Genomic DNA, 21,873 nt, shown 5'->3' with positions numbered 1-21,873 from the left:
TTTATTTTCTAACGATCCAAATGTCTTGTGGTACCCAGCTTTTATGTTCTGAAGATTGAACGATGTGTTCTAAAACTTCAGTTTTACTGAATAAAGATTGCACAAATGCCTTTGGATGAAAAGCAGAGTAAGTGCGATGGCCTTCCTTTACATTTCCTCTCACTACAATATTGCCTTGATCGTAGAGCTTAAGCTCCGAGTCATTTAGCTTTATCTTAAAATTATCTCCTTGCATGGTTAAAAGCATGATGCCGTTGGGTTTTAAAACACGATATAACTCATTAAACCAATCGTAATGCATTTGTTCCGATAGATGGGTGAATATTGAAATGCCATAAATCACATCCATGGAATCATCTTCGTATGGCAAACTTGCCGTTAATTCATTTTTGTTGAAATGGATTCCAGGTAGGTTTTTAGAGCACCAAGCAATGGATTTTTCATTGTAGTCCGTGCCAAAAAATTCACAACCTTTATTTATAACTTTAGGCATGTGCCTTATGATACGTCCAGGTCCACAACCCCAATCTAAAATGCGTTTGTTCTCTAATTCAATATGATTTTTGAAGTGATCCGTTAAGGATTTTGCCATCTGTAATCCACCGTTATAGTATTTATCGTAATTCATCTGAAACGACTCATACATCAGATAATCTGGTGGTAACTTTACATTAGGATGCTTTTTCTTAAAGGCAGCATTGGCTTTGCTGTGCTTATATTTTTGAATACGAAAACGTATTAAATCCGTTAAGTAGATTAACTTAAATTGTCTTAATAGCGTAGAGATTTTCGCTTTGTTCATTCTTATGTTTTGAGTTTAAATCAGTGCAAATGTAAACAAAGGTTTATTGTCTTAAGTCTTGTAATTGTAGATTATAATCGTATTGTAAATCCTCATGCAGAACACTTATTTTTTTCTTTATCGAAATGATTTGGCGTTCATAAAGATTGCTTAGCGTTCTATTTCTATGGATAGATGGTTTAAGCTGGTTTAAGCGTTCGCAGAAATAGAGTAGGAGTTCTACCTCAGTTGTTTTTTTGTTGGAATACCGACTGTAAACTCTTATTTGCCTTAATATTTTCCGGATTGTTTTTTTCATGTAGAAATAACTGTCCGTATTCATACCTTCAAATAACTCGTCTAATGTGGATTTTACACTCGCGATATAGCCGTCTTCATCATGGGATTCAAACAGTAAATAGGTGAGTAGTGCTTTGTTTTCTTTTTTGAACTTCCCTAGACGTAAACACAGAGCAAGTAAGTCTTCCATTGGTAAGTGCTGAAGCTCTTTTTTTATGGTGACGATAGATTCAATCTTCATATCTATGAGGTGCCTTTTAAAAGGTTAATACTAACCGTAGCTAATTCACTATCTGGGAATCTGGCAAAGTGAGCATCATCTGGTTCTAAACCTGAAAGCTCTGCTATTTTTCTAAACACATCAACCTCAACAATGTACTGGTCGCTATAACCATGTGTAGCATCGTAAGCAGTAGCTGCAGTTTTTCCTATATTTTTTGAGACCAACTCAGGGCTAATAGTATGTAGTTCTATAATTAAAAGTCCAAATTTTTCTACGTAGGGTTTCCATTTGCTCAAATGTTCTAATAGAGAAGCTTCTACATCATTATTGCTCAACCTACTCCCTTTTGATGCATAAGCACCAGTGGAATCACTTATAATGTTATGGTCGTTTTTTGGTGCTTCCCACACACGATTGTGGTCTAAAAAGGTTCTAACGTTTAATAAATCGAGTAAATCAATATTATAATCTTCCTTTAAATCTGAAGCCAAAAGATCTGGTCTCCCAATGTCTCCCCAAATGACTTTCGCCCAAATATCTGCTTTTATTAGGTTGGCTCTTGTCACTTTTAAAGCGGCTTTGTTAAAATCTGCACCCACCAAAAATAATGGATGATCATCCAATAGTTTCCCTCTTAAAGTTTGTTGCTCTATAACATTGAAAATATGCTCTATAAATGCTCCATTGCCACAGCCCATATCCAAAATGCCTTTGGGTTGCTCGTCAATGGGTCTGTTGAACAAATCGATAATAACTTCATCAATGACCTTAAAATAAGTCGCATGGGCACCACCACTTCCCCAAACATTCATCTCGCGATATACGTGTTTTTCAGTATCGCTTGGTGAGTCTGTTTTTAGAACCAGAGGATTGCCAAAGATAAGTTCATCTAGATGTAAAAATGTTGGAATGTAAGACACGGTTACTCCATAAGCACTGGCACGCTTGGCAAAGAACAAGCCTTTGTCAGTGAATTGATAGGTATTCTTTTTCTTGTTAAACCAACCCAAATGGGAAAAAAAATCTAAGATTTTTTTAAAACTCTCTGGGTTTTTGTGATATTCTTCGGCAGTAAAAGAAGCCTCCATAAAGTATTTATGAAAAAGACCGTTAACACCTAATAGCACAATAATAGGACCTGCAATTACTCCTTCAATATGTTTATAGATTTGGTGTTCTATAGAATCTTCATCAGAAATATTGAGACCGTAATTGGTTTCAAATTTTTTAAAGATGCGCTCTAAAACTATAAAAGCATCTGTACTGATCATTTTTTCATCGGCAAAACGATCGGAGTACTTTAGTAAATTAACGGCATCTTCATATAAACCAACCAAACCAAAGGCTTTTTCAGAATTTGAGTTTGTGGTATAAATAACAGTGTTATTCTTATTGTCCAATTGCTGATCCAGCCATCCTTGCGAACATAAAACACGGAGTGCAACATTGAGATAACCTTCATTGGCATTAAACGTTTGGGACAAACTGTGTAATGCAACACTTTTGTTTTCTAATAGGTGATTTAGAATGCCCTTTTTGTAAAGCGAATATGCTGAAGTAGAAGTAGCAATACCATCTAAGTGTCTAAAAATAGTACTCCTCAGCTTGGTTTTATCTGATTTAGTAAGCATGCATGATTGGTTTAGCTATAAATATAAAAAAACCATCACGTATGTAATGGTTTATATAAAAATAATATAGTTTGATTTGTTATCTCAATTTCGGAAAATCATTAGGACTCATTTCGTGCATTACATCATATACTGCTTCAAAAATATCTTCAGTAGAAGGCTTAGAGAAATAATCTCCATCAGATCCATAAGCTGGTCTGTGCGGTTTTGCCGCCAATGTTTTTGGTTGGCTATCTAAATACTGAAAAGCGTCTTGTGTATTCAATATATGATCTAAAATATAAGCTGAAGCTCCACCTGGCATATCTTCATCTATAACCATCAAACGATTGGTTTTTGCTACACTTTTTACGGTGTCATGATTTAGATCTAGTGGCAATAAAGATTGCACGTCAATAATTTCGGCATCAATACCAACTTCCAATAATTCTCTTGCCGCTTGCTCAACAACCCTAACTGTAGAACCGTACGAAACTAAAGTAATGTCTGTGCCTTCTTTTATGGTTTCAACAACACCGATAGGTGTCTTAAACTCACCAACGTTATTTGGTAATGGCTCTTTTAAACGGTAACCATTTAAGCATTCCACAACGAGCGCAGGCTCATCACTTTCTAAAAGTGTATTATAAAAACCAGCTGCTTTGGTCATATTACGTGGCACCAAAATATGCACACCTCTTATCAGATTTAAAATACCACCCATTTGTGAGCCAGAATGCCATATGCCTTCTAGACGGTGTCCTCTGGTACGAACAATCAATGGTGCTTTTTGTGTTCCTTTTGTTCTGTATCGAACAGTCGCTAAATCGTCGCTTATAATCTGTAAAGCGTACAATAAATAATCCAGATACTGAATTTCTGCTATTGGACGAAGACCACGCATCGCCATACCAATGCCTTGCCCAACTATAGTTGCTTCTCTAATTCCGGTATCAGCTACACGTAGCTCACCGTACTTTTCCTGTAAGCCTTCGAGCCCTTGGTTAACATCACCAATATTACCAGTATCTTCTCCAAAGATTAAAGCCTCTGGATATTTACCAAAGATGGCATCAAAATTATCACGTATTACAACACGACCATCGACTTGCTCTGGTTGGTTACTGTAAGTGGGCTTAACTTCTTTGATGTGGATTGCTGCAGATTCTGTCTCGTTTAAAAGATCTGAACTGTATTTTGGTTGTACTTCGGCAAAGTAATTCTCAATCCAATTGAGTAAACGTTTTTTGGCTTCTGAATCTTCATTAATTACATAACGCAATGCTTTTCTGGCTGTGGAAATAACATCTTTACGATTAGGTTCTCCAATAGCATCTAAATCCTTTACCAACTTCTCTATAAATACTTTATTGGAACTTGTATTGGCTAGATTGGTCAACAAGGAAACAGCTTCGTTTTTCTCGCTTATGATTGGTTTTAGATAATTGGTCCAAGCCGCTTTTTTTCCATCTCTGACTTCCTTTTTAATGGTTTTTTCAAGTTCAGAGAGATACTCTTCAGTAGCAATATTATGAGCTATCATCCAATTGCGCATTTGAAGATTACAATCGTATTCTCTTTCCCAAGTTAAACGTTCTTGGGATTTATAACGCTCATGCGAACCAGAAGTAGAGTGGCCTTGTGGTTGTGTTAGCTCTTGCACATGAATGAGTACAGGAACGTGCTCTTCTCTGGCAATTTTACCTGCCATTTCATAAGTTTCGATAAGGTTAACATAGTCCCAGCCTTTTACGCGTAAAATCTCGTAGCCGTTATTGTCTTTATCACGCTGAAACCCTTTTAAGATTTCAGAAATATTTTCTTTGGTGGTTTGATGCTTAGCGTGTACTGAGATACCATATTCATCATCCCAAACACTTATGATCATTGGTACCTGTAATACACCTGCAGCATTTATGGTTTCAAAAAATAAACCCTCACTGGTACTGGCATTACCAATAGTTCCCCAAGCAATTTCATTACCTTGATTTGAAAAATTGGTGGTGTCAATCCCTTTTACATTTCTGTATATTTTAGAGGCTTGTGCCAATCCTAAAAGCCTTGGCATTTGCCCAGCAGTAGGAGAGATGTCTGCGCTTGAGTTCTTCTGTTCGGTTAAATTTTTCCAGTTACCGTTTTCGTCTAAACTGTGTGTTGCAAAATGGCCTCCCATTTGGCGACCAGCAGACATAGGCTCTTGCCTTAAATCGGTATTGGCATAAAGACCCGCAAAAAATTGCTCTATAGTGAGTTCTCCAATGGCCATCATAAACGTCTGGTCTCTATAGTAGCCAGATCTAAAATCCCCATTTTTAAAAGCTTTTGCCCAAGCCAATTGTGGAATTTCCTTGCCATCTCCAAAGATGCCAAATTTTGCTTTACCAGTTAAAACTTCTCTTCTACCCAAAAGACTACATTCACGACTTGTAACAGCAAGCTTATAGTCATTTAAGACTTGAGCTTTAAAATCTTCGAATGTAATTTCTGTTTTAATGTCAGAATTGGTCTTCATATGGCGTTAAAATTGGTGTGGCAAAAATACTGAATTACGATGGTTTTTGCAATAGCAAGAAATGTTATAATTCTATAATATTCTCAAAAAACCAACCGTTATTTCATAATATATTCAAAATAACACAAAAAATCAACTTTTTAATAAGAATCTTTTAATACCATTTTCTTCTAAAAAGACCCAATAAAACTTGAGGATCTACAGAAATTATAAAACGAATGCGTTGGTCATAATTGGGTTGAGCAATTTCCCATCCAAGACTAGAATAAATAGGAAAGTAGAGTTCTAAATAATCCTCAACAAGGTTGAGTCTAATACCAGAATCGTAAACGAATTTTGCTGGACTGAATTTGTTCTTCACCAAACCTAAATCACCATAAGCATGGATGTACCTCCAGATGGAAGTGCTAAAATTGGCTGTGGTCATCCATTGATTGGCAAATTGGGTTTCCAATTTGGACTTAAAACCTCCTTCTGCAATAATGATTTGTTGACTAAAAATACCAGCATCTTCTGATCGACCTAAGTAGTTGAGGTCAAAAAGATAATCTGTTGGTCTGTCTAATGCAAAACTGAAAAAATTGGAATTAGGATCTGTGTTGTTATCCAAAAATACACCAGCGTATAACCTAAGATTAATATTCCGATTGCTTTGGGTCAATTTTCTAAACTCATAATTAACAGACAACTTACTGAACTTATCCGCTATTTGAAGATCCGTGTTAAATCTAGAAAAGTTGATAATACCTGGATTGGAATGCGTATACCTTAAGTTAAATACACCATAATCTGGCTCATCTAATTCTTCAATTATAGCGTTATTTCCTAACTCTCTACTAATACTTACATAACGGGCTGTGATTCTGTCTACTTGGTCTTTTCTAAAATCGCTATCGTCCCTAAAAGAGAAGGTCAACGAAGGTCTAATCCTTGTAAAAAATGCATCTTGAGCAAAAGACTGATAGCCTGCCGATAGACCATAGGTAATATCAAATAAGTTTTGATTTTCTAAGTTATGCGAATAGAACACACTAAAACCACCTGTGAGTGTTTTAGATCGTGTTGCGTACTGCGGTGAGAACTTATAGTTTAAGCGTTTTCTTAAAATGGTTTTATTATAAACTTTGGTTCCCAGTGTAAGTCCATCATAGATATTATTAAACTCCACAAGTGGCATAAAGAAAACCTGGTTGTAGTATGGGTCCTCTATGTCTTTAAACAACCTAAATTGCAAAGGTTTGTTGTTTATAAACGAGCCATTGGCAGATTTGTAATTGTCACGTTGGTTAAACTCTGGGACCACATTATCGTAGTCTAAAACAAATTTGTCTACGCTGTCCTTGCTCACAGTGATGGTTTTAGACCCTTTTATATTTTCTACCCATTGCTTACCAATAACAGAGTCATTACTCAGTTTAAATAAAGAAATAGGCATTGTATTATCACGCTTGTTCTTAATGGTTAGTTTTATGGAATCACCAGATTTTTCTATGCTGTTTATTTTAAAATCGATCTTCTTTCGAGTGTTTACATAATCTGTAAAAAACCAATCAATATTCTTACTGGTTTTAGATTTTAGAAAAGATTCAAAATCAGATATGCTTGCGCGCTTTAATTTATTTTGCTCTAAAAATTCGGTGATGGTTTGAGATAAGTCGATATCTTCAGAAAACTCATCCAGATAGTTAAGTCCTATACCAGCTTTATATTTCCCAGCAATATTGGCATTAAATTTAATTAATGAGTCTTTAGAAGTGGTTAAAGGCTGGTCTCTGTTTTTTCTGGCGATTTCCATAGAGTAGAGGAAATACTGAAAATTAAAATCTAAATCTGCACCATGAAACGCCCTTAGACCCCAGACATCTGATAAAGTTCCAAATAACTTCATATCGGGATAATACGTTTCAACATATTTTATCATAAAATATACTTGCAAACCTTCACTGAGCCAATGTTCTTTTCTTGGATTTAATAAAAGGACGTTGTCGATATATTTTTTTAGCGAGGTCTTTAGTAGTTTCAATTCATATTGAAACTGATCCGGAAATGGTCTCAGAAAATCAGGAAGCTGATTTAGTCCATACAATGGATCTTTGTTATAGTCTATAGAAGATACCAATAATTGCTTATAAGGGTATTCTCCCAAATTTTCAGCTAAAAATTGTGTGATTCTGTCCGTTAATATCGCCTTATCACTGCCTGGAAGCCCTTTTTCATTAATGTTGGAAATAAGGATAAGGTCGTCGGTTTGTACAAAACCGTAACGTGGAAATTTGTTTAAGGATAAATAGGTGTCCACTCTGTCTTTGCCATGAAGAATTGTGGTTTGCTGCCTACTTTCGGTATTTGGGTTCATGGCAATCACATCCAATTCTGATGTTGCTCTGTAATTAAGTGGGTGGGTGAGCGTAATGGTTACGTCTGCTTTTGGCACATACAAATCGTCGAGATTCTTATTGCTATAATAATGCCACTCTCCATCAAAAACTGCTGGAGTAATATACCAATACTTTAATTCAAAATCTTTAGTCTTAGTGAAGCCATAATCCGTAAAACTTGCATCAGGTATAACAAGGATATAGCTCAGGTATATATTGTAGGATGCATTTGGTTGTAATGGCTCAGCTAGATGAACCTTGATGACGTCAGGATGCGATTTTAAATACTCAAAATTAAGATTAGTGTCATTAACTTGGTCTTTAATGGTAGTAATAAGTGTAAAACCACGTTCCTCACTTTTTGCCAGATGAAATTTAGTGCTGAACTCTTCTTCAAAACGTTTGGCCAATGGTGTGGATTTGTTTGAGAAGCTATTGTTCCAATCGTGGAGATAAATCTCTTTTAAAACCGTATCCGATTCATTTTTGTATGTAATGGTTTGGGTTATGGATATGGTTTTGGTTTCTACATCTGCAATAGCATTAATATCAATTTTATTCTGAGCTAGTGTGACTGCACAAAATAGTAGAAAAGCAATTGGTATGAGAAACTTTTTAATCAACGTGAAATAACAAATTTTATAGGTTTAGTTTGAGGTTTAGAGAAGCCAAGAAAATAAATGCCATTGCTTAATTTAGTTGTGTTAAAAACTTGTCGCGCACTTGAGTTGGTTTGAAAAGTTTCTACCACTTGCCCAAGGGAATCATATATATTCAACTCTTGATTAAAAAGTTTAAATGAATTTATGTATATAATTAATTCTGAATCTATTAACGTCTTTTCTAAATTATAATTTACTGTAATTTCAGAATCACCTAAATCAGATAAAGTAACGTTGGCTTCTAGACTGAGCGTTACAGGTAAATGGTCACTGAAATTGTGAAGCGCATCTCTTACCTCAAACGAAAATTCAGAGCCAGGTACGGCACAATTAGACGAATTAATGGCGCTGTTATAACATGCTGATAAGCCATTATTTCCGTACACTTGGTATGAGTCTGCTACATAGGTTATGTTGGCTGTGCTCAATATGTTTTCTGACGTTAAGATAAAGTCAAAACGATCATCAAAACCACCTGTTGTACCTCCCATGCCAGATTGTGTTCTGGTGGATTGTGTAAAGACATCCACAAAGTTTGGATTATTATTCCAGCTGCCTACACGGTCAGCAGGATCTGCAAACGTTATGTTGTTAGTGTCTTGCAATAATTGTTGAAAAGCGGGCTCACTACCTGTATACAGGTTTAGGTCACCGCCCAAAATAACATTCGTGTCGCTGGGAAGCGTATTTAGATATGCATCTAGCTCCAAGACCATTTCAAACCGACGCTGTGCATTTACGGTGCCACTAGAGGCCTTTAAATGACAGACTATGACATAAAATTCAACAGGATTTATATCTTGATCGATGGTATTTAACTGAAGTTTGTACACATTAAAATCTCTCAAATCCGTTGGAACAATGATTTCTTCTTCGAGTATAAACTTGGTACTGTCGTAATATAATAGGTTCTGTAAATCATTCTGGTCGCCAGTAGTATCATCAGAGGTATTTGAAACATAAGTGGCCATTTCAAAATTAGGGTTTATAGCTGTTCTAGTTATATTAAGAACAGTATTGGCACCAGTAATATTGTTAAGCTCGCAAACTAAAAGCAAATCAGGTTGGTAGTCTGCCAATATAAACTCTAGGTCGTCCTCGCGATTAGGTACGGCATCCTCAAGAGGGTAGTTGAGTAGATTATAGAACATGACCTTAAATGTCTCTTGTGCAGAAACATTTAAACTGCTCATAAGGCAAACCGTTAAAAAACTTAGTATCTTCTTTTTCATAATTTGGGATGCAGTAGTAGTTTTCTAGAAATTAGGGCTTAAGCCATATTCCTTGTAGAAATCGTTGAGGATTTCTATAACTTCATCGGCTGTATCTACAAGATGAATTAAGTCTAAATCCTTAGGGCTAATGTTGTTATTCGCATTTAGTAATGTGGTTTTTACCCAATCCATTAAGCCGCCCCAAAATTCCGTTCCGACCAAAATAATAGGAAACGTTTCAATTTTATGGGTCTGTATAAGCGTCATCGCTTCAAAGAGTTCGTCCAAAGTCCCGAAACCTCCTGGCATCACCACAAAACCTTGGGAATACTTTACAAACATAACTTTGCGCACAAAGAAATAGTCAAAATCTAGGCTCTTGTCCCTGTCAATGTAAGGATTATCATGCTGCTCAAAAGGTAGTTCAATATTTAGTCCAACTGAAGTACCTCCAGCTATATGTGCTCCTTTGTTACCAGCTTCCATAATACCTGGACCACCACCAGTGATAACTCCATAGCCATGCTCAACAATTTTTTGAGCCATTTCCTCAGCCAATTTGTAGTATTTATGGTCTGGTTTTGTACGTGCAGAACCGAATATAGAAACGCAAGGGCCTATTTTACTTAGTTTCTCATAACCATTTACAAACTCACCCATAATCTTAAAAATAGCCCAAGAGTCGTTTGTTTTTATTTCGTTCCAGCCTTTATGTTTGCTTTCTTTTCTCATATTTAATAATTAAATGTCCTCTCAATATAAAAGCCATACGATAATATGGCTTTGTCTTCATTAACACCTCCAAATTTAAGCTAAAATGAGAGAAATAGAAGTGAATTAACAAAAAAAAGCGCATGGAACTTAATCCATGCGCTTTAGTATTTTATGATTGTCTACTTTATAAGGGTTTTCTGCCAGATATAATATTATACAATATTATGATTATGGCAATTACCAATAGAATGTGTATTAAGCCTCCAGTTCCAATTCCCGGAACTATGCCCAATAAACCTAATAACCATACAATAATTGCAATTACCGCTACTAGCCAAAGAATATTTTTCATAATGTTTAATGTGTTTGTTAGTTTGATCTAATGTACACAATTAATAGCATATAATTGCGATGTTTGCATTAAATGAGTTAACAAAATTAGTATTTAGGCTATTTTTTGCCTAAACACTGAGATTATTGCAGCTCTTTTCTTAAAAATTGAGATGTATAGCTCTTTTTGTCTTTTATGATTTGCTCAGGCGTACCTTTAGCAACGACCTGTCCACCACCTTTTCCGCCTTCGTAACCAATATCTATTATATAATCTACAGTTTTGATAACATCTAGGTTGTGTTCAATAATGAGAACGGTATTACCTTTGTCAACGAGTTTGTTGAGAACCTTCATTAACACTCTAATATCTTCAAAATGAAGTCCAGTAGTAGGCTCGTCTAAAATATAGAAGGTATTGCCTGTATCACGCTTGCTTAATTCAGTGGCTAGCTTAATACGCTGAGCCTCACCACCAGATAGAGTGGTGCTCTGTTGCCCTAAAGTAATATAGCCCAGTCCAACATCTTTTATGGTTTTAAGTTTTCGGTATATTTTTGGAATATGCTCAAAGAAACTTACAGCTTCATTAATGGTCATATTCAATACATCGCTAATGGATTTACCTTTATACCTAATTTCTAGGGTTTCCCTATTAAAGCGCTTACCTTGGCAGGTCTCACACTCAACATAGACATCGGGTAAGAAATTCATTTCAATAACACGTAAGCCACCTCCTTGACAGGTTTCACAACGACCACCGGCCACATTAAAACTAAAACGACCAGGTTTGTAACCGCGAATCATCGCTTCAGGAATTTGTGCAAATAACTTACGGATTTCATCAAAAGTCTTGGTATAGGTCGCAGGATTGCTTCGTGGAGTTCTACCTATAGGAGATTGATTAATATCAATCACCTTGTCAATATGCTCTAAGCCCTTAATGCTTTTGTATGGCATTGGTCGTTTAACACCATTGAAGTAATGTGCATTCATGATAGGGTAGAGCGTTTCGTTGATTAAGGTAGATTTACCGCTTCCTGAAACACCAGTGACACCGATCATTTTCCCTAAAGGAATCTCTACATCCACATCTTTTAGGTTGTTGCCTGTACAACCTTTAAGCACTATCTTTTTGCCATTGCCTTTACGACGTTGTTTAGGGACTTCAATTTCTTTGGTGCCGTTAAGGTAGTCTGCAGTAAGGGTATGATGCTTCAATAAGTCCTTTGGTGTGCCTTCACTAATGATTTCACCACCATGCTTACCGGCAAAAGGCCCAATGTCTATCACATGGTCGGCACGTTCTATCATATCCTTATCGTGCTCTACAACAATCACCGAATTGCCTACGTCTCTAAGGGAAATCAGGGAATTGATGAGTTTTTCATTATCGCGCTGATGTAATCCAATACTCGGTTCATCCAAAATATAAAGCACACCTACTAATTGCGAGCCAATCTGCGTTGCCAGTCGAATACGTTGCGCTTCACCACCAGACAAGGATTTAGAACTTCGATTTAGGGATAGGTAGGTGAGCCCTACATCCAATAAAAACTGTACACGATTCTTTATTTCCTTAATAATCTCTGCTGAGATCTTCTGTTGTTTTTCTGAAAGTCTATCGTTCAATCCTTCTAACCATTCACCCAATTCAACCACATCCATTTTTACGAGGTCAGCAATACTCTTGCCATCTACTTTAAAGTAAAGGGACTCCTTACGCAGTCTAGAACCGTTACATACCGAACATTCTACCTTATCCATATAATCCTTTGCCCAACGCACTAATGATGTTGAATTAGACTTATACTGACTTTCTATAAAGTTAGCTACACCTTCAAAATCGATATTATACTCACGCTTTACGCCCAAGGTCTTACTTTCTACCGAAAAGCTGTCCTTACCACCATAGAGGATGACTTGTCTGGCTTCTTCGGGAATGTCTTTCCAGGCGTCATTTAAGGTGAAGTCAAAACGTTGAGCTATGGTGTCAAACTGTTTAAAGATCCAGCTTTTCTTTTCTGGACCATGTGGTGCCAAAGCTCCGCTTCTAATAGACAGCGTTTCATCAGGAACTAATTTCTTTTCATTCACAACATACAATTCTCCAATACCATTACAGTTAGGGCATGCTCCTTTGGGTGAGTTGAACGAGAAGTTGTTAGGTTCTGGATTAGGATACGAAATACCAGACGATGGACACATTAAATTTCGGCTAAAATAGCGTGGCTCGTTGGTCTCTTGATCAATCACCATCAGCACATCATCACCATGGTACATGGCTGTATTAATGGATTCCATCAAACGTTTTTCGTTGTCTTGGGTGTTATCAATCTTTAGACGATCTATTACTATCTCTATATCATGAGTTTTGTAGCGGTCTAGCTTCATGCCTTTTTCAAGGTCTACAATTTCACCATCGGTACGCACTTTTACAAAACCTTGCTTGGCAATCTGTTCAAACAGTTCGCGGTAATGGCCTTTACGCGATCGGACAACAGGTGAAAGGATATTGATGCGCTTCCCGTTAAAGGCTTCGAGGATGAGTTCCTTGATCTGCTCATCGCTGTAGCTTACCATCTTTTCACCAGTCTCATAACTATAGGCATCCGCAGCTCTAGCGAATAATAGCCTCAAGAAGTCATAGATTTCTGTTATGGTGCCTACTGTAGAGCGAGGTGATTTGCTGGTTGTTTTTTGTTCTATTGCAATAACAGGAGATAGGCCATCAATCTTATCAACATCTGGGCGCTCTAGGCTCCCTAAAAACTGACGTGCGTATGCTGAAAAGGTTTCAATATAGCGACGCTGCCCTTCGGCATAAATGGTATCGAAAGCCAATGACGATTTTCCACTACCAGACAGCCCAGTAATAACTACCAGTTGTTCTCTTGGTATGCTGACATCTATATTCTTAAGGTTGTGTACGCGTGCTCCTTTTACTTCAATGGAATCGTCGAAATGGCTCATAAATGGTGTTGCTCCTTCTTTTATTTTAGCAAAGGTTCTCCTGTGCCAAATTGGCTTCGGTGAACGAAGGTGCAAAGGTACAATATTTAGTTGTTAATTTAGTGTGAAGGTTTACTCCATAACCTATTATGACTTGGAGCTATTGCATAAAAAAAGCCTTGAATAATCAAGGCTTAGGGTTTTTCTGTTTCACAGCAGAATTTATGCTTTTGTGGCCATCTCGCCTGCAGCAATGGATTTATCATAATTGGCTTTGACTTCGCTTACGAATCCAAAGAACTTAGAGCCATCCTTTTTCTTAAGTATTACGTACGTGTTGTTGTTTTTGTCAGTAATAACTTCATCGACAACTACAGTATTACCGTGTACACTTTTATAATTGGCTACTTTACCACGTTTAGATAATATATTCAGTTTAGGAAACTTTATATAATTGTAAGATGCTCCATCTTGGGCGTTAATAACAAGTTCATCACCAACTTTTGGTTCGGTCTGTGCACTTAGCATAAAACAAAATCCGAAAAATAATAGCGTAAAAAATAGTTTTTTCATAATTAAATCGGTTTATATTAAGAATGGTATAAAAATATTAAGAAAAACTGAATTTTGCAATGTCTTTAATGCTTTCTTAACATCTATGTTTATGGGCATTTTAGCTTCGTAATACCATGGGGTTTTTCGGTTAAACCCATGGAAAGGTAATACCTCACTTTAATCCATACCATCAAAGGTTGACTTTTTTGTAGGAAAAAACGTTGGTTGACACGCTTATGACACGGGTTAGATATGGGATAGATATGCTTAAAATTGAGGTCTGAAATTTTTGGATTTGTAAATGCTTAATAATTTATAAGTAATTAATTTTACTATTTAATATGACAAAGCTGATTTGATAAGGTTGAGATTGTTGATATTTGGATACCTACATATTGTTTAAATGGTAATTAAAATTGTGCTGACCTGCTAAATGCAAAGCTAAGGTTAGTGAAGTGTTAAATCATTGCTAAATCTTTGGTTTTAAAGGTGTTTGTGTCGTCCAAATCGCAATTTATACCGTACCTTTCGTAACACCAAATTGTATTTACTATGAAATTACTACATAAGTTAAAAAATAACATATCAAGATTCCGGCGAGGATCATCTTCAAACAGTCAAGGCACTGAGGGTGCAAAACCTAAAAAATTGATTACAAAAGGGTTTTCTAAAGACGAAATTGCTTTTATGTTTATTTAGGTTGAGGCTTTTTTTTTGAGGACTTTTTACCATTATAACAGGGGTGAGACTGCTTTTTTGATTAAAGGAAAGAAGAGGCAGATCGCTTCGTGCACTTCAACTGCGCTCAGTATGACACCTCGCGATGACGGTATATAGGTTAATAATGGTTCAATTGTCATTGGAAATGAAGCAGTCTAGTCAACATTACTGTCATTGCGAGGACAAAGGACGAAGCAATCTCATCAAAGAAAACGAAAACAATAAACAGATTGCTTCGTCGCTCATGCTTCGCTTCTCGCAGTGACATTCCAAATAGAAGTTAAGAAACAATAATGCACTTGAAATTCCGACGCAGTCGGAAACAACGATTTTCAGAAGTAATGAGCTATCAGTATGATTATTACCTCAATAAAGTGTTCTAAGACAATGTATATTGAGTAAAGAGGAACATCAATGTATTAGCGAGTGGTGCTTTAGCAACTTCCTATAAATCGTTAGGGCTTTTTGGTTCGTTTTTGGCCATTAAAAATGAACATATAAATAATTATTACATTTATATATAAAATGTTGATTAGAACAATGCCAAAAAACAACTCCCTTACTGACGCTATACAAAAACTCATCCAAGCCATACTAAAAGCTTTAGGTCATAACACCACAAAAACCCGTACCTGGCACCAACACGTTGTGCCCTACGAAGACGGTTGGGCCGTACGACGCGAAGGTAATCAACGTATTGCCTCTAAACATCGAAAGCAAAGCACGGCTATACGCAAGGCGAAAACCATTGCCAAGCGTAAAAATGCGGATGTGGTTATCCATCGTGAGAGTGGTGGGATTCGGGATCGGATTAGTTATCGGGAGGATTGATAGAACCGCTGTCTATTAGTGTTACTGTTACTGCGAGGCAGGAGTCTTATAAATAATAGTGTCATTCCGAGGAAGAATGACGAAGGAATCTCATGAGGGGTAACTTATGTAATAGACAGATCGCTTCGTACCTCGCGATGACGTTTGGATTGGTGGCTCGCAATGACGGTTCAAAGGGTAATAAGGATCAAAAAAAAACCTACAGTAAAACCATTAACTTTAACCCTATTTCCGATATAAACCCACTACCTTTAAACCAAAATAAAAAGACAACCAATTCATGGAAATAAAACTAGCAGTACTTATAGATGGTGATAATATCCCATCAGCATACGTTAAGGAAATGATGGAGGAAATTGCTAAATACGGCAACCCAACCATAAAACGGATTTATGGTGACTGGACCAAGCCCCATTTATCTAAATGGAAAAACATGTTGCTCGAAAATGCCATTACTCCCATACAACAATATGGGTATACCACTGGTAAAAACGCTACCGATTCGGCCATGATCATCGATGCTATGGATATTCTGTATTCAGAAAAGGTCAATGGCTTTTGTTTGGTCTCTAGTGATAGCGATTTTACACGTTTGGCAACCCGTTTGCGAGAAGCAGGGATGCAAGTCTACGGGATTGGTGAAAAGAAGACACCGAGCCCATTTATAGTGGCTTGCGATAAGTTTATCTATATTGAAATTCTTAAGAACCAAGCCGAAGAAAGCACCTCGGAAACGACCAAAAAATCTAAGGCTTCCAAAAGTAAATACGACAGTGTCACCCAAAAAGATATCAGGCTCATTGCATCGACTATAGAAGATGTTGCCGATGATGATGGTTGGGCGTTTTTGGGAGATGTGGGCAGTTTGTTGCAGAAGAAACAGCCTAATTTTGATTCTAGAAACTATGGTTTTATGAAATTAACTCCTTTGATCAATTCTATTTCTGATTTTGAAATTGAAAGACGTGAAGATTCAAAAGGTCATAAAAAGCTCATTTTTGTAAAGATTAAAGACGTAAAATCTAAGAGTAGGAAACGTTAATGTAATGTTGGGCAGCAAGAACCATGCTTTTATTTTAAAGGACATCAGAGTGTGAAACTAGGCTGTACGATAAGACCATACCTTCAACCACTGGGTTCCGTATCACGTACGGAATCACAAATCATGAAAGCAGAAAGACAACAAGTAAATCAAACAATAAAATATAAGAAAACGATCTATTTTTATGTATTACATCAATACTAGATGTATTTGAGTTAATTTTCAAACTAGTAAGTCTGTAAATTTGAGAGGCATTAATGTATATGCAATCTAAATTCGAACATCATGATAGGAAAAGGAACTTTAGTACAGTGGCAATCCAATCGTAAACCTGCAAAAGGTGTGGTTAAGGACTATTATAAATTTAAGTCCAAGGATTGGGCGGATAAATATAACTATGCGTATCTCATTGAAAAACCTAATGAAAAGTACGTTCTAAAGTTATCCTCGGATGTGTTTCTTGCCCAAGATCAATAAAATTAAAAGGCTTAACCTCGACAATAATTAATCCTAACATTAACAACAATGAAAACTACAAACTCCATAGAATATTCTAAAAAAGACTACCGTATAGGACAATCTGTAGAGCAGATAAATGCTTGGAAACCTACACTATATTATATCTGCGGTATTATTATGCTTATTGGTTTTATAGCTGTTATTGGCTATATGATTTACTGTGCCATTAATGCATCATAGGTTTTACGCTAATAGCTACAGAATATCCTAAAGCAGAATTTTCTATATGATAAAGTTAGTAACAGCGCTACCTTTTACTTACCATTAATTTATATTGTTAAAATCAAATGCTCTGAAGTATCAGGGCATTTTTTATAAATCTCAGATAATCTTAATCCCAATTGAGGACTGCTTTTTGTTCTGAACATGCAGTATCCAATGGTTTAGTGGGTACGTCTAAAAATGCTTTGGCCAAATTAAAAAAGCAATTATTAATAGGCACATGACCGTTATTCTTAAAAATAACATGCTGACTGTTTTTTAACCCTTTGGCAACCGTATTGCCATTTGAAGGTGGTGTCACAGGGTCAAACTCTCCACTCACCAATAACGTAGGTATTGATGATGTAATCGTAGCCATGGTATTTGATGCTACAGGTACACTGTACCAAGACGATATAACTTCAGGATCTGCTGAAAACAAACTGAGTCCCGTATCGCTAAAAATCTCATGTTTACTATCGGCACCAAGTTTGCTTTGGTTGTCAAACCTGCCCTCATCAGCCGTCATTATAGCATAATATACAGCAAGATTAATAAGAGTAATCCTTGGAACAAAAAGTGTGGTGACGCTACTTATATAGTCGAGATCACTTTGCTCAAGCGCCTTTATGAACTCAGGAATGCGTTCAATAGTATCATCTCTATAGAGCATTTGGTGCATAAACAGTAACACATCTTGCTGATTAATAATGAAAGGTGTGCCCTGTACATCAATGGAAATAGGGTTGTTTTTTAGGTCTGAATACATAGCTAGAAAAGTAGCTTTTAATTCAGGATATTTTGAATGGCAATCTGGAGAGGCTGTACAACGTTCAAAAAGTAGATTAAGTGAGTTGTTGAAATTAGAAAACAAGGCATCATACATGCGCAGTTCTAGTGGAAATAAACCTGAGAGCACAGCTGATCTTACTTTGGCAGGGTAGAGTTCCATGTATTTAAGCCCTAAGCGTGTACCGTAAGAGCCACCAAAAAGATTCAGTGTTTTATAGCCCAAATGTTGTCTTAATGCTTCTAGATCCTTGGCATTGGTTGTTGTACTGAATTGTCTTCCATCGGTTTTAATACGTTCAATACAGGGTAGGACACTGGTTTTTAATTGAGAAATTTCGTCGTCAATAGTTAGGTCTGCAGCCATGATCTCTAATAGCTTAAGGTTAAGGCCTGGGCACAGTTCCTCTGAAAAACCTACTCCACGCTGATCGAAAAGAATGAAATCACGGTCAGTATCAAATTGCAACTGGCTATAGATATTAGCTAAGCTGAGAACACTACCGCCAGGACCTCCTTGTAAAAATATTACCGGATCATCCTTTCTTTGCTCACTTTTTGAAGTAATCACTAAATAACCCAGCCTTGTCGTTTCTGAGTTACTTGCATCCCAATTCCGTGGCACCTCTAAAAAATCACACTGATCTTCGGGTTGGTGATTAGTGTAAGGAAAAGGACAGTTGTGATTGGATTGCGATTGGCAACTTATAAATACCAAGGAGACCAATAATGAAAGTATAAGCGTACGCATGATTATGATTGATTAATTAGTGTTTTCAAATTAGTAAAAAAAGATTGTGACGCTTAAGAATTAACAAAATTATAATTGTACGGTTTAAGCGATATTGTATATTTTAGTCCTCAGAAGTATTGTTAAATTTAAATAGATATCTGCCGAAACTCATCTTTAAGATAGATGAAAGGCGGGAAGAACAGAAAAGATGAAACTACTAGGTATAGGATCGAGAATCAATCACGCAGAACACGGAAAAGGAGTGGTGACCAATGTCACCTCAAAACACTATTGGGTAACCTTTATAGACAAAGGCTTAGAAACTCTAGAATTAGACGATGAATTTGAAGTGATAGAAGCCGCAGAGGATGATGTGGATACCGTAAGCTTCTATGAAGTAGAAAAGAGCCTTAGGGATATTTTAAAGAAATGGTCCGATGTCTCTGAAGTTATATCCATAGCAGACAAATGGAAAGGCGGTAAGCTGATTATGCAACCCGGTGATGAGAATCTAAAGGCTAGTGAATTGCCGATTGACAAATTCTTTCATAAAATTACGATAGTGCGAGATCGTCTCCGTGTAATGGAACAAAAAATCAATTCCAGTAATTTAGATGAACAGGAAAAGATTGATCTACAGCAATATATTACCAGAAGCTATGGTAGCTTAACGAGTTTTAATGTGTTGTTTAAGTTGAAGTCTCAGCAGTTTGTAGGGCAACGGTCTAAATAGTTGGCAGTGTGCACTCTCAGTACTCAGTTGCTTTTGTGTGGATTTAAAATGATATTTTTTTCATTTTTTTTGCTGAGGACTGCTATTGCTTAATGTAAACTAATCCCTTTTACCTTTCCCATTTCTAAACTAAAAAACAATAGTTTATGAAAGGTTGGCAATTGCGCACCACTTTCAGTAGTAACCCAATTTTCCCAAGTGGCTTCCAAACCTCCAATAGGTAAAATATCTACCCACATTTGATAGCTTTTAGGTTTACCGGTTTTATCTAAATGCCATAAATAGGAATCACCTGGTGTACTACCTCCCGAAGTGTAGGTCACCAAGAGGGCTTCCTTACCATCTTCCGTTTTTACTAATCGGCGTTCCGTACCTTTATCAAAGACTTTATAGGGTGCGACCAGCCAAAATGAATCGTTATTGAAATAGCGTTGGGCTTTTTGGATGTAATCCTGTTTTTCGGTGCCATTATACTCTAGCTCATCGGCAAACACCTTAGAGTTATCGTGATGGGCTAAATCTAAGATCACGGTTATCGCATCCCAAGATACTTCAACAATGTTGTCGGTTTTGTACCATTTGTAATGGTGAGCTCCTCTAAAGGTCCATTCGATGTAATCGGTATTGAGGTAAGCTTCTTCGTTTAAGGCTTCTAGCATTTGTGTGGCTAGGGCATCGGCTTGCGCACCTTGCTGACCTGTTGGTAGGTCTTCGTTGTATTTAAAGTATATAAACCCGAAGAATAGGAGGGAAGGGAGGGTGAAGAAGATGATGATACCTCCTATGATTTTTAGTATGCGTTTAAGTTTGTTCTTTTTTGGCAAGAATAGAGTTATTGTTTAGTATGCAAAAATAACATAATTTGAACTGTCATTGCGAGGAAAGAGGAACGATTGACGCGGCAATCTGTTTATTCTTTATGAGATTGCTTCACTTCCACCTTCGCTGAAGCTTCGGTTGACGAGTTGTTCGCAATGACGGTTTTATTTAGTTTGTCAACTTCCTTTTTATCCCCTCCGCGAGTACATGCGCAGCCTCAGGATGAATCCTAAACCAAAGCTCTGGCTCAATAATTTCTAGCTCTGCTAAGGCGATGTGGCCATGGTTATCATTAAAGATATCCACTCTGGCATATAAAGGCAATTCTTTACAGGCCTTTACCGTGTCTATCGCAAATTGAATTTCAGCTTTAGTAGGAGTATAGTCATGCACCGTTCCTCCAAAATCATCCTGAACCCTAAAATCACCTGCTTTGGCTTTCTTCAATACGGCATGGGTAAACTGACCGTTGAATACCATCATGGATACTTCACCTTCAGACACAATGTTATGCTGAAACGGCTGTAGCATCATGGCCTCGTCTTTTATTAATTCAGCAAAAATTGATTCATGCTCAGCTCTATTTTCAGGATTCAATTTATAGGTGTGTCTTGCTGCACCAGAAATGCATGGTTTTAAAACGGTGTCTTTCCAATTCATGTCTGCATGTAGTTCCTTTAAGGTCTTATTGGACCCTTGTTCTATAAATAGGGTTTCAGCAATATGAACTCCATTGTGTTTGAGGTCTCGGAGATAGTGTTTGTCAATATTCCAACGAATCAAGGCTTCGGAATTGATTAATGTGGTGACTTTGGAAACGTCATTCAGCCAGTTTGAAAACTTTGGGAAATCATCAAAATAATCCCAAGTCGTTCTAAATAGCACAGCTTTGGTTGATGACCAATCGAAACTAGGATCGCTCCAGGCTAAGCGGATGACGTTTAGGCCTAATTGCCCTAATGCGTTGGCAACGAGTGCATCTTCTGTAAGAACGTTTTTTGTGTAATCGTCTATGGTGGTTGGGTAAGCGTGTTTTTGGTCGGTGAGGATGACGATGTCGTATTTGGTCATAAAAATTTAAACTTTGTCATGCTGAATTTATTTCAGCATCTAATTGTTTTGAGCTACTACCACTTCTGAAACTTTTAATTAAAACATTTGAGTCATTGCGAGGAAAGAGGCACGAATGACGCGGCAATCTGCTTAAATTAAGGGGATTGCCGCGACTCCGAATATATTCGGAATGCTCGCAATG

18 protein-coding genes are annotated in these 21,873 nt (G+C 36.9%); 5 read left to right on the top strand and 13 right to left on the bottom strand.

Going from position 1 to position 21,873, the window contains the following annotated elements; translation table 11 throughout:
* Position 1: 1 nt before the first annotated feature.
* The 10 genes from F1003_RS03520 to F1003_RS03475 form a co-directional block, all read right to left on the bottom strand.
* Complete coding sequence (locus F1003_RS03520; RefSeq protein WP_155087832.1) at positions 2-802, bottom strand: class I SAM-dependent methyltransferase; 801 nt, start codon at positions 800-802, stop codon at positions 2-4.
* 43 nt (positions 803-845) lie between these two features.
* Positions 846-1,322 carry a hypothetical protein gene (locus F1003_RS03515; protein WP_155087831.1) on the bottom strand — a complete coding sequence of 159 codons (477 nt, stop codon included), beginning with the start codon at positions 1,320-1,322 and terminating at the stop codon, positions 846-848.
* Between the two features lie 2 nt (positions 1,323-1,324).
* Positions 1,325-2,935 carry a class I SAM-dependent methyltransferase gene (locus tag F1003_RS03510; protein ID WP_155087830.1) on the bottom strand — a complete coding sequence of 537 codons (1,611 nt, stop codon included), beginning with the start codon at positions 2,933-2,935 and terminating at the stop codon, positions 1,325-1,327.
* 79 nt (positions 2,936-3,014) lie between these two features.
* A complete protein-coding gene (locus F1003_RS03505) occupies positions 3,015-5,426 on the bottom strand; it encodes an alpha-ketoacid dehydrogenase subunit alpha/beta (RefSeq protein WP_155087829.1) in 2,412 nt (803 codons plus the stop codon).
* Positions 5,427-5,580: 154 nt separating this feature from the next.
* On the bottom strand, positions 5,581-8,427 hold the full coding sequence (locus F1003_RS03500) for a gluzincin family metallopeptidase (RefSeq protein WP_155087828.1): 2,847 nt from the start codon (positions 8,425-8,427) through the stop codon (positions 5,581-5,583).
* Positions 8,424-9,698, bottom strand: coding sequence for a T9SS type A sorting domain-containing protein (locus F1003_RS03495; protein WP_155087827.1), 1,275 nt, complete (start codon positions 9,696-9,698; stop codon positions 8,424-8,426). Before F1003_RS03495 ends, F1003_RS03500 begins: the two co-directional genes overlap by 4 nt.
* 24 nt (positions 9,699-9,722) lie before the next feature.
* Complete coding sequence (locus F1003_RS03490; RefSeq protein WP_155087826.1) at positions 9,723-10,412, bottom strand: LOG family protein; 690 nt, start codon at positions 10,410-10,412, stop codon at positions 9,723-9,725.
* 166 nt (positions 10,413-10,578) lie between these two features.
* Positions 10,579-10,746, bottom strand: a complete 168-nt coding sequence (locus F1003_RS03485) for a lmo0937 family membrane protein (protein ID WP_155087825.1) — start codon at positions 10,744-10,746, stop codon at positions 10,579-10,581.
* A 122-nt stretch (positions 10,747-10,868) separates the two neighbouring features.
* Positions 10,869-13,697, bottom strand: a complete 2,829-nt coding sequence (uvrA, locus tag F1003_RS03480) for an excinuclease ABC subunit UvrA (protein WP_155087929.1) — start codon at positions 13,695-13,697, stop codon at positions 10,869-10,871.
* Positions 13,698-13,898: 201 nt separating this feature from the next.
* Positions 13,899-14,249, bottom strand: coding sequence for a hypothetical protein (locus F1003_RS03475; RefSeq protein ID WP_155087824.1), 351 nt, complete (start codon positions 14,247-14,249; stop codon positions 13,899-13,901).
* 1,227 nt (positions 14,250-15,476) lie between these two features.
* On the opposite strand from F1003_RS03475, the gene F1003_RS03470 reads away from it, so the two are divergent.
* The 4 genes from F1003_RS03470 to F1003_RS03455 all read left to right on the top strand — a co-directional run bounded on the left by F1003_RS03470 (position 15,477) and on the right by F1003_RS03455 (position 17,523).
* The gene (locus F1003_RS03470) at positions 15,477-15,782 is read left to right on the top strand and encodes a DUF2188 domain-containing protein (RefSeq protein ID WP_438695856.1); all 306 of its coding nucleotides are present in this window, start codon (positions 15,477-15,479) and stop codon (positions 15,780-15,782) included.
* 280 nt (positions 15,783-16,062) lie between these two features.
* Positions 16,063-16,824, top strand: coding sequence for an NYN domain-containing protein (locus F1003_RS03465; protein WP_155087823.1), 762 nt, complete (start codon positions 16,063-16,065; stop codon positions 16,822-16,824).
* A 285-nt stretch (positions 16,825-17,109) separates the two neighbouring features.
* Positions 17,110-17,301, top strand: coding sequence for a hypothetical protein (locus F1003_RS03460; protein WP_155087822.1), 192 nt, complete (start codon positions 17,110-17,112; stop codon positions 17,299-17,301).
* A 48-nt stretch (positions 17,302-17,349) separates the two neighbouring features.
* Positions 17,350-17,523 carry a hypothetical protein gene (locus F1003_RS03455; protein ID WP_155087821.1) on the top strand — a complete coding sequence of 58 codons (174 nt, stop codon included), beginning with the start codon at positions 17,350-17,352 and terminating at the stop codon, positions 17,521-17,523.
* Positions 17,524-17,674: 151 nt separating this feature from the next.
* Here the strand turns inward: F1003_RS03455 and F1003_RS03450 are convergent, their stop codons facing one another.
* A complete protein-coding gene (locus F1003_RS03450) occupies positions 17,675-19,084 on the bottom strand; it encodes an alpha/beta fold hydrolase (protein ID WP_155087820.1) in 1,410 nt (469 codons plus the stop codon).
* Between the two features lie 190 nt (positions 19,085-19,274).
* On the opposite strand from F1003_RS03450, the gene F1003_RS03445 reads away from it, so the two are divergent.
* Complete coding sequence (locus F1003_RS03445) at positions 19,275-19,799, top strand: DUF8685 domain-containing protein (RefSeq protein WP_155087819.1); 525 nt, start codon at positions 19,275-19,277, stop codon at positions 19,797-19,799.
* Between the two features lie 89 nt (positions 19,800-19,888).
* On the opposite strand, the gene F1003_RS03440 is transcribed toward F1003_RS03445, so the two are convergent.
* Both F1003_RS03440 and F1003_RS03435 read right to left on the bottom strand, forming a co-directional pair.
* Entirely contained in the window at positions 19,889-20,623 is a 735-nt protein-coding gene (locus F1003_RS03440; protein WP_155087818.1) for a hypothetical protein, read from the bottom strand.
* Positions 20,624-20,786: 163 nt separating this feature from the next.
* Positions 20,787-21,689, bottom strand: coding sequence for an ATP-grasp domain-containing protein (locus tag F1003_RS03435; RefSeq protein ID WP_155087817.1), 903 nt, complete (start codon positions 21,687-21,689; stop codon positions 20,787-20,789).
* Positions 21,690-21,873 lie beyond the last annotated feature (184 nt).

It is taken from the genome of Winogradskyella ouciana (genome assembly GCF_009709615.1).
Taxonomy (GTDB): Bacteria; Bacteroidota; Bacteroidia; order Flavobacteriales; family Flavobacteriaceae; genus Winogradskyella; species Winogradskyella ouciana.
The sequence above is the reverse complement of the archived record's forward strand: the minus strand, read 5'-3'. Positions and strand labels throughout refer to the sequence as shown.

Coding starts and splice junctions, on each gene's coding strand:
- F1003_RS03520 (WP_155087832.1), bottom strand. CDS start 802: ATGAACAAAGCGAAAATCTCTACGCTATTAAGACAATTTAAGTTAATC.
- F1003_RS03515 (WP_155087831.1), bottom strand. CDS start 1,322: ATGAAGATTGAATCTATCGTCACCATAAAAAAAGAGCTTCAGCACTTA.
- F1003_RS03510 (WP_155087830.1), bottom strand. CDS start 2,935: ATGCTTACTAAATCAGATAAAACCAAGCTGAGGAGTACTATTTTTAGA.
- F1003_RS03505 (WP_155087829.1), bottom strand. CDS start 5,426: ATGAAGACCAATTCTGACATTAAAACAGAAATTACATTCGAAGATTTT.
- F1003_RS03495 (WP_155087827.1), bottom strand. CDS start 9,698: ATGAAAAAGAAGATACTAAGTTTTTTAACGGTTTGCCTTATGAGCAGT.
- F1003_RS03490 (WP_155087826.1), bottom strand. CDS start 10,412: ATGAGAAAAGAAAGCAAACATAAAGGCTGGAACGAAATAAAAACAAAC.
- F1003_RS03485 (WP_155087825.1), bottom strand. CDS start 10,746: ATGAAAAATATTCTTTGGCTAGTAGCGGTAATTGCAATTATTGTATGG.
- uvrA (WP_155087929.1), bottom strand. CDS start 13,697: ATGAGCCATTTCGACGATTCCATTGAAGTAAAAGGAGCACGCGTACAC.
- F1003_RS03475 (WP_155087824.1), bottom strand. CDS start 14,249: ATGAAAAAACTATTTTTTACGCTATTATTTTTCGGATTTTGTTTTATG.
- F1003_RS03470 (WP_438695856.1), top strand. CDS start 15,477: ATGTTGATTAGAACAATGCCAAAAAACAACTCCCTTACTGACGCTATA.
- F1003_RS03465 (WP_155087823.1), top strand. CDS start 16,063: ATGGAAATAAAACTAGCAGTACTTATAGATGGTGATAATATCCCATCA.
- F1003_RS03460 (WP_155087822.1), top strand. CDS start 17,110: ATGATAGGAAAAGGAACTTTAGTACAGTGGCAATCCAATCGTAAACCT.
- F1003_RS03455 (WP_155087821.1), top strand. CDS start 17,350: ATGAAAACTACAAACTCCATAGAATATTCTAAAAAAGACTACCGTATA.
- F1003_RS03450 (WP_155087820.1), bottom strand. CDS start 19,084: ATGCGTACGCTTATACTTTCATTATTGGTCTCCTTGGTATTTATAAGT.
- F1003_RS03445 (WP_155087819.1), top strand. CDS start 19,275: ATGAAACTACTAGGTATAGGATCGAGAATCAATCACGCAGAACACGGA.
- F1003_RS03435 (WP_155087817.1), bottom strand. CDS start 21,689: ATGACCAAATACGACATCGTCATCCTCACCGACCAAAAACACGCTTAC.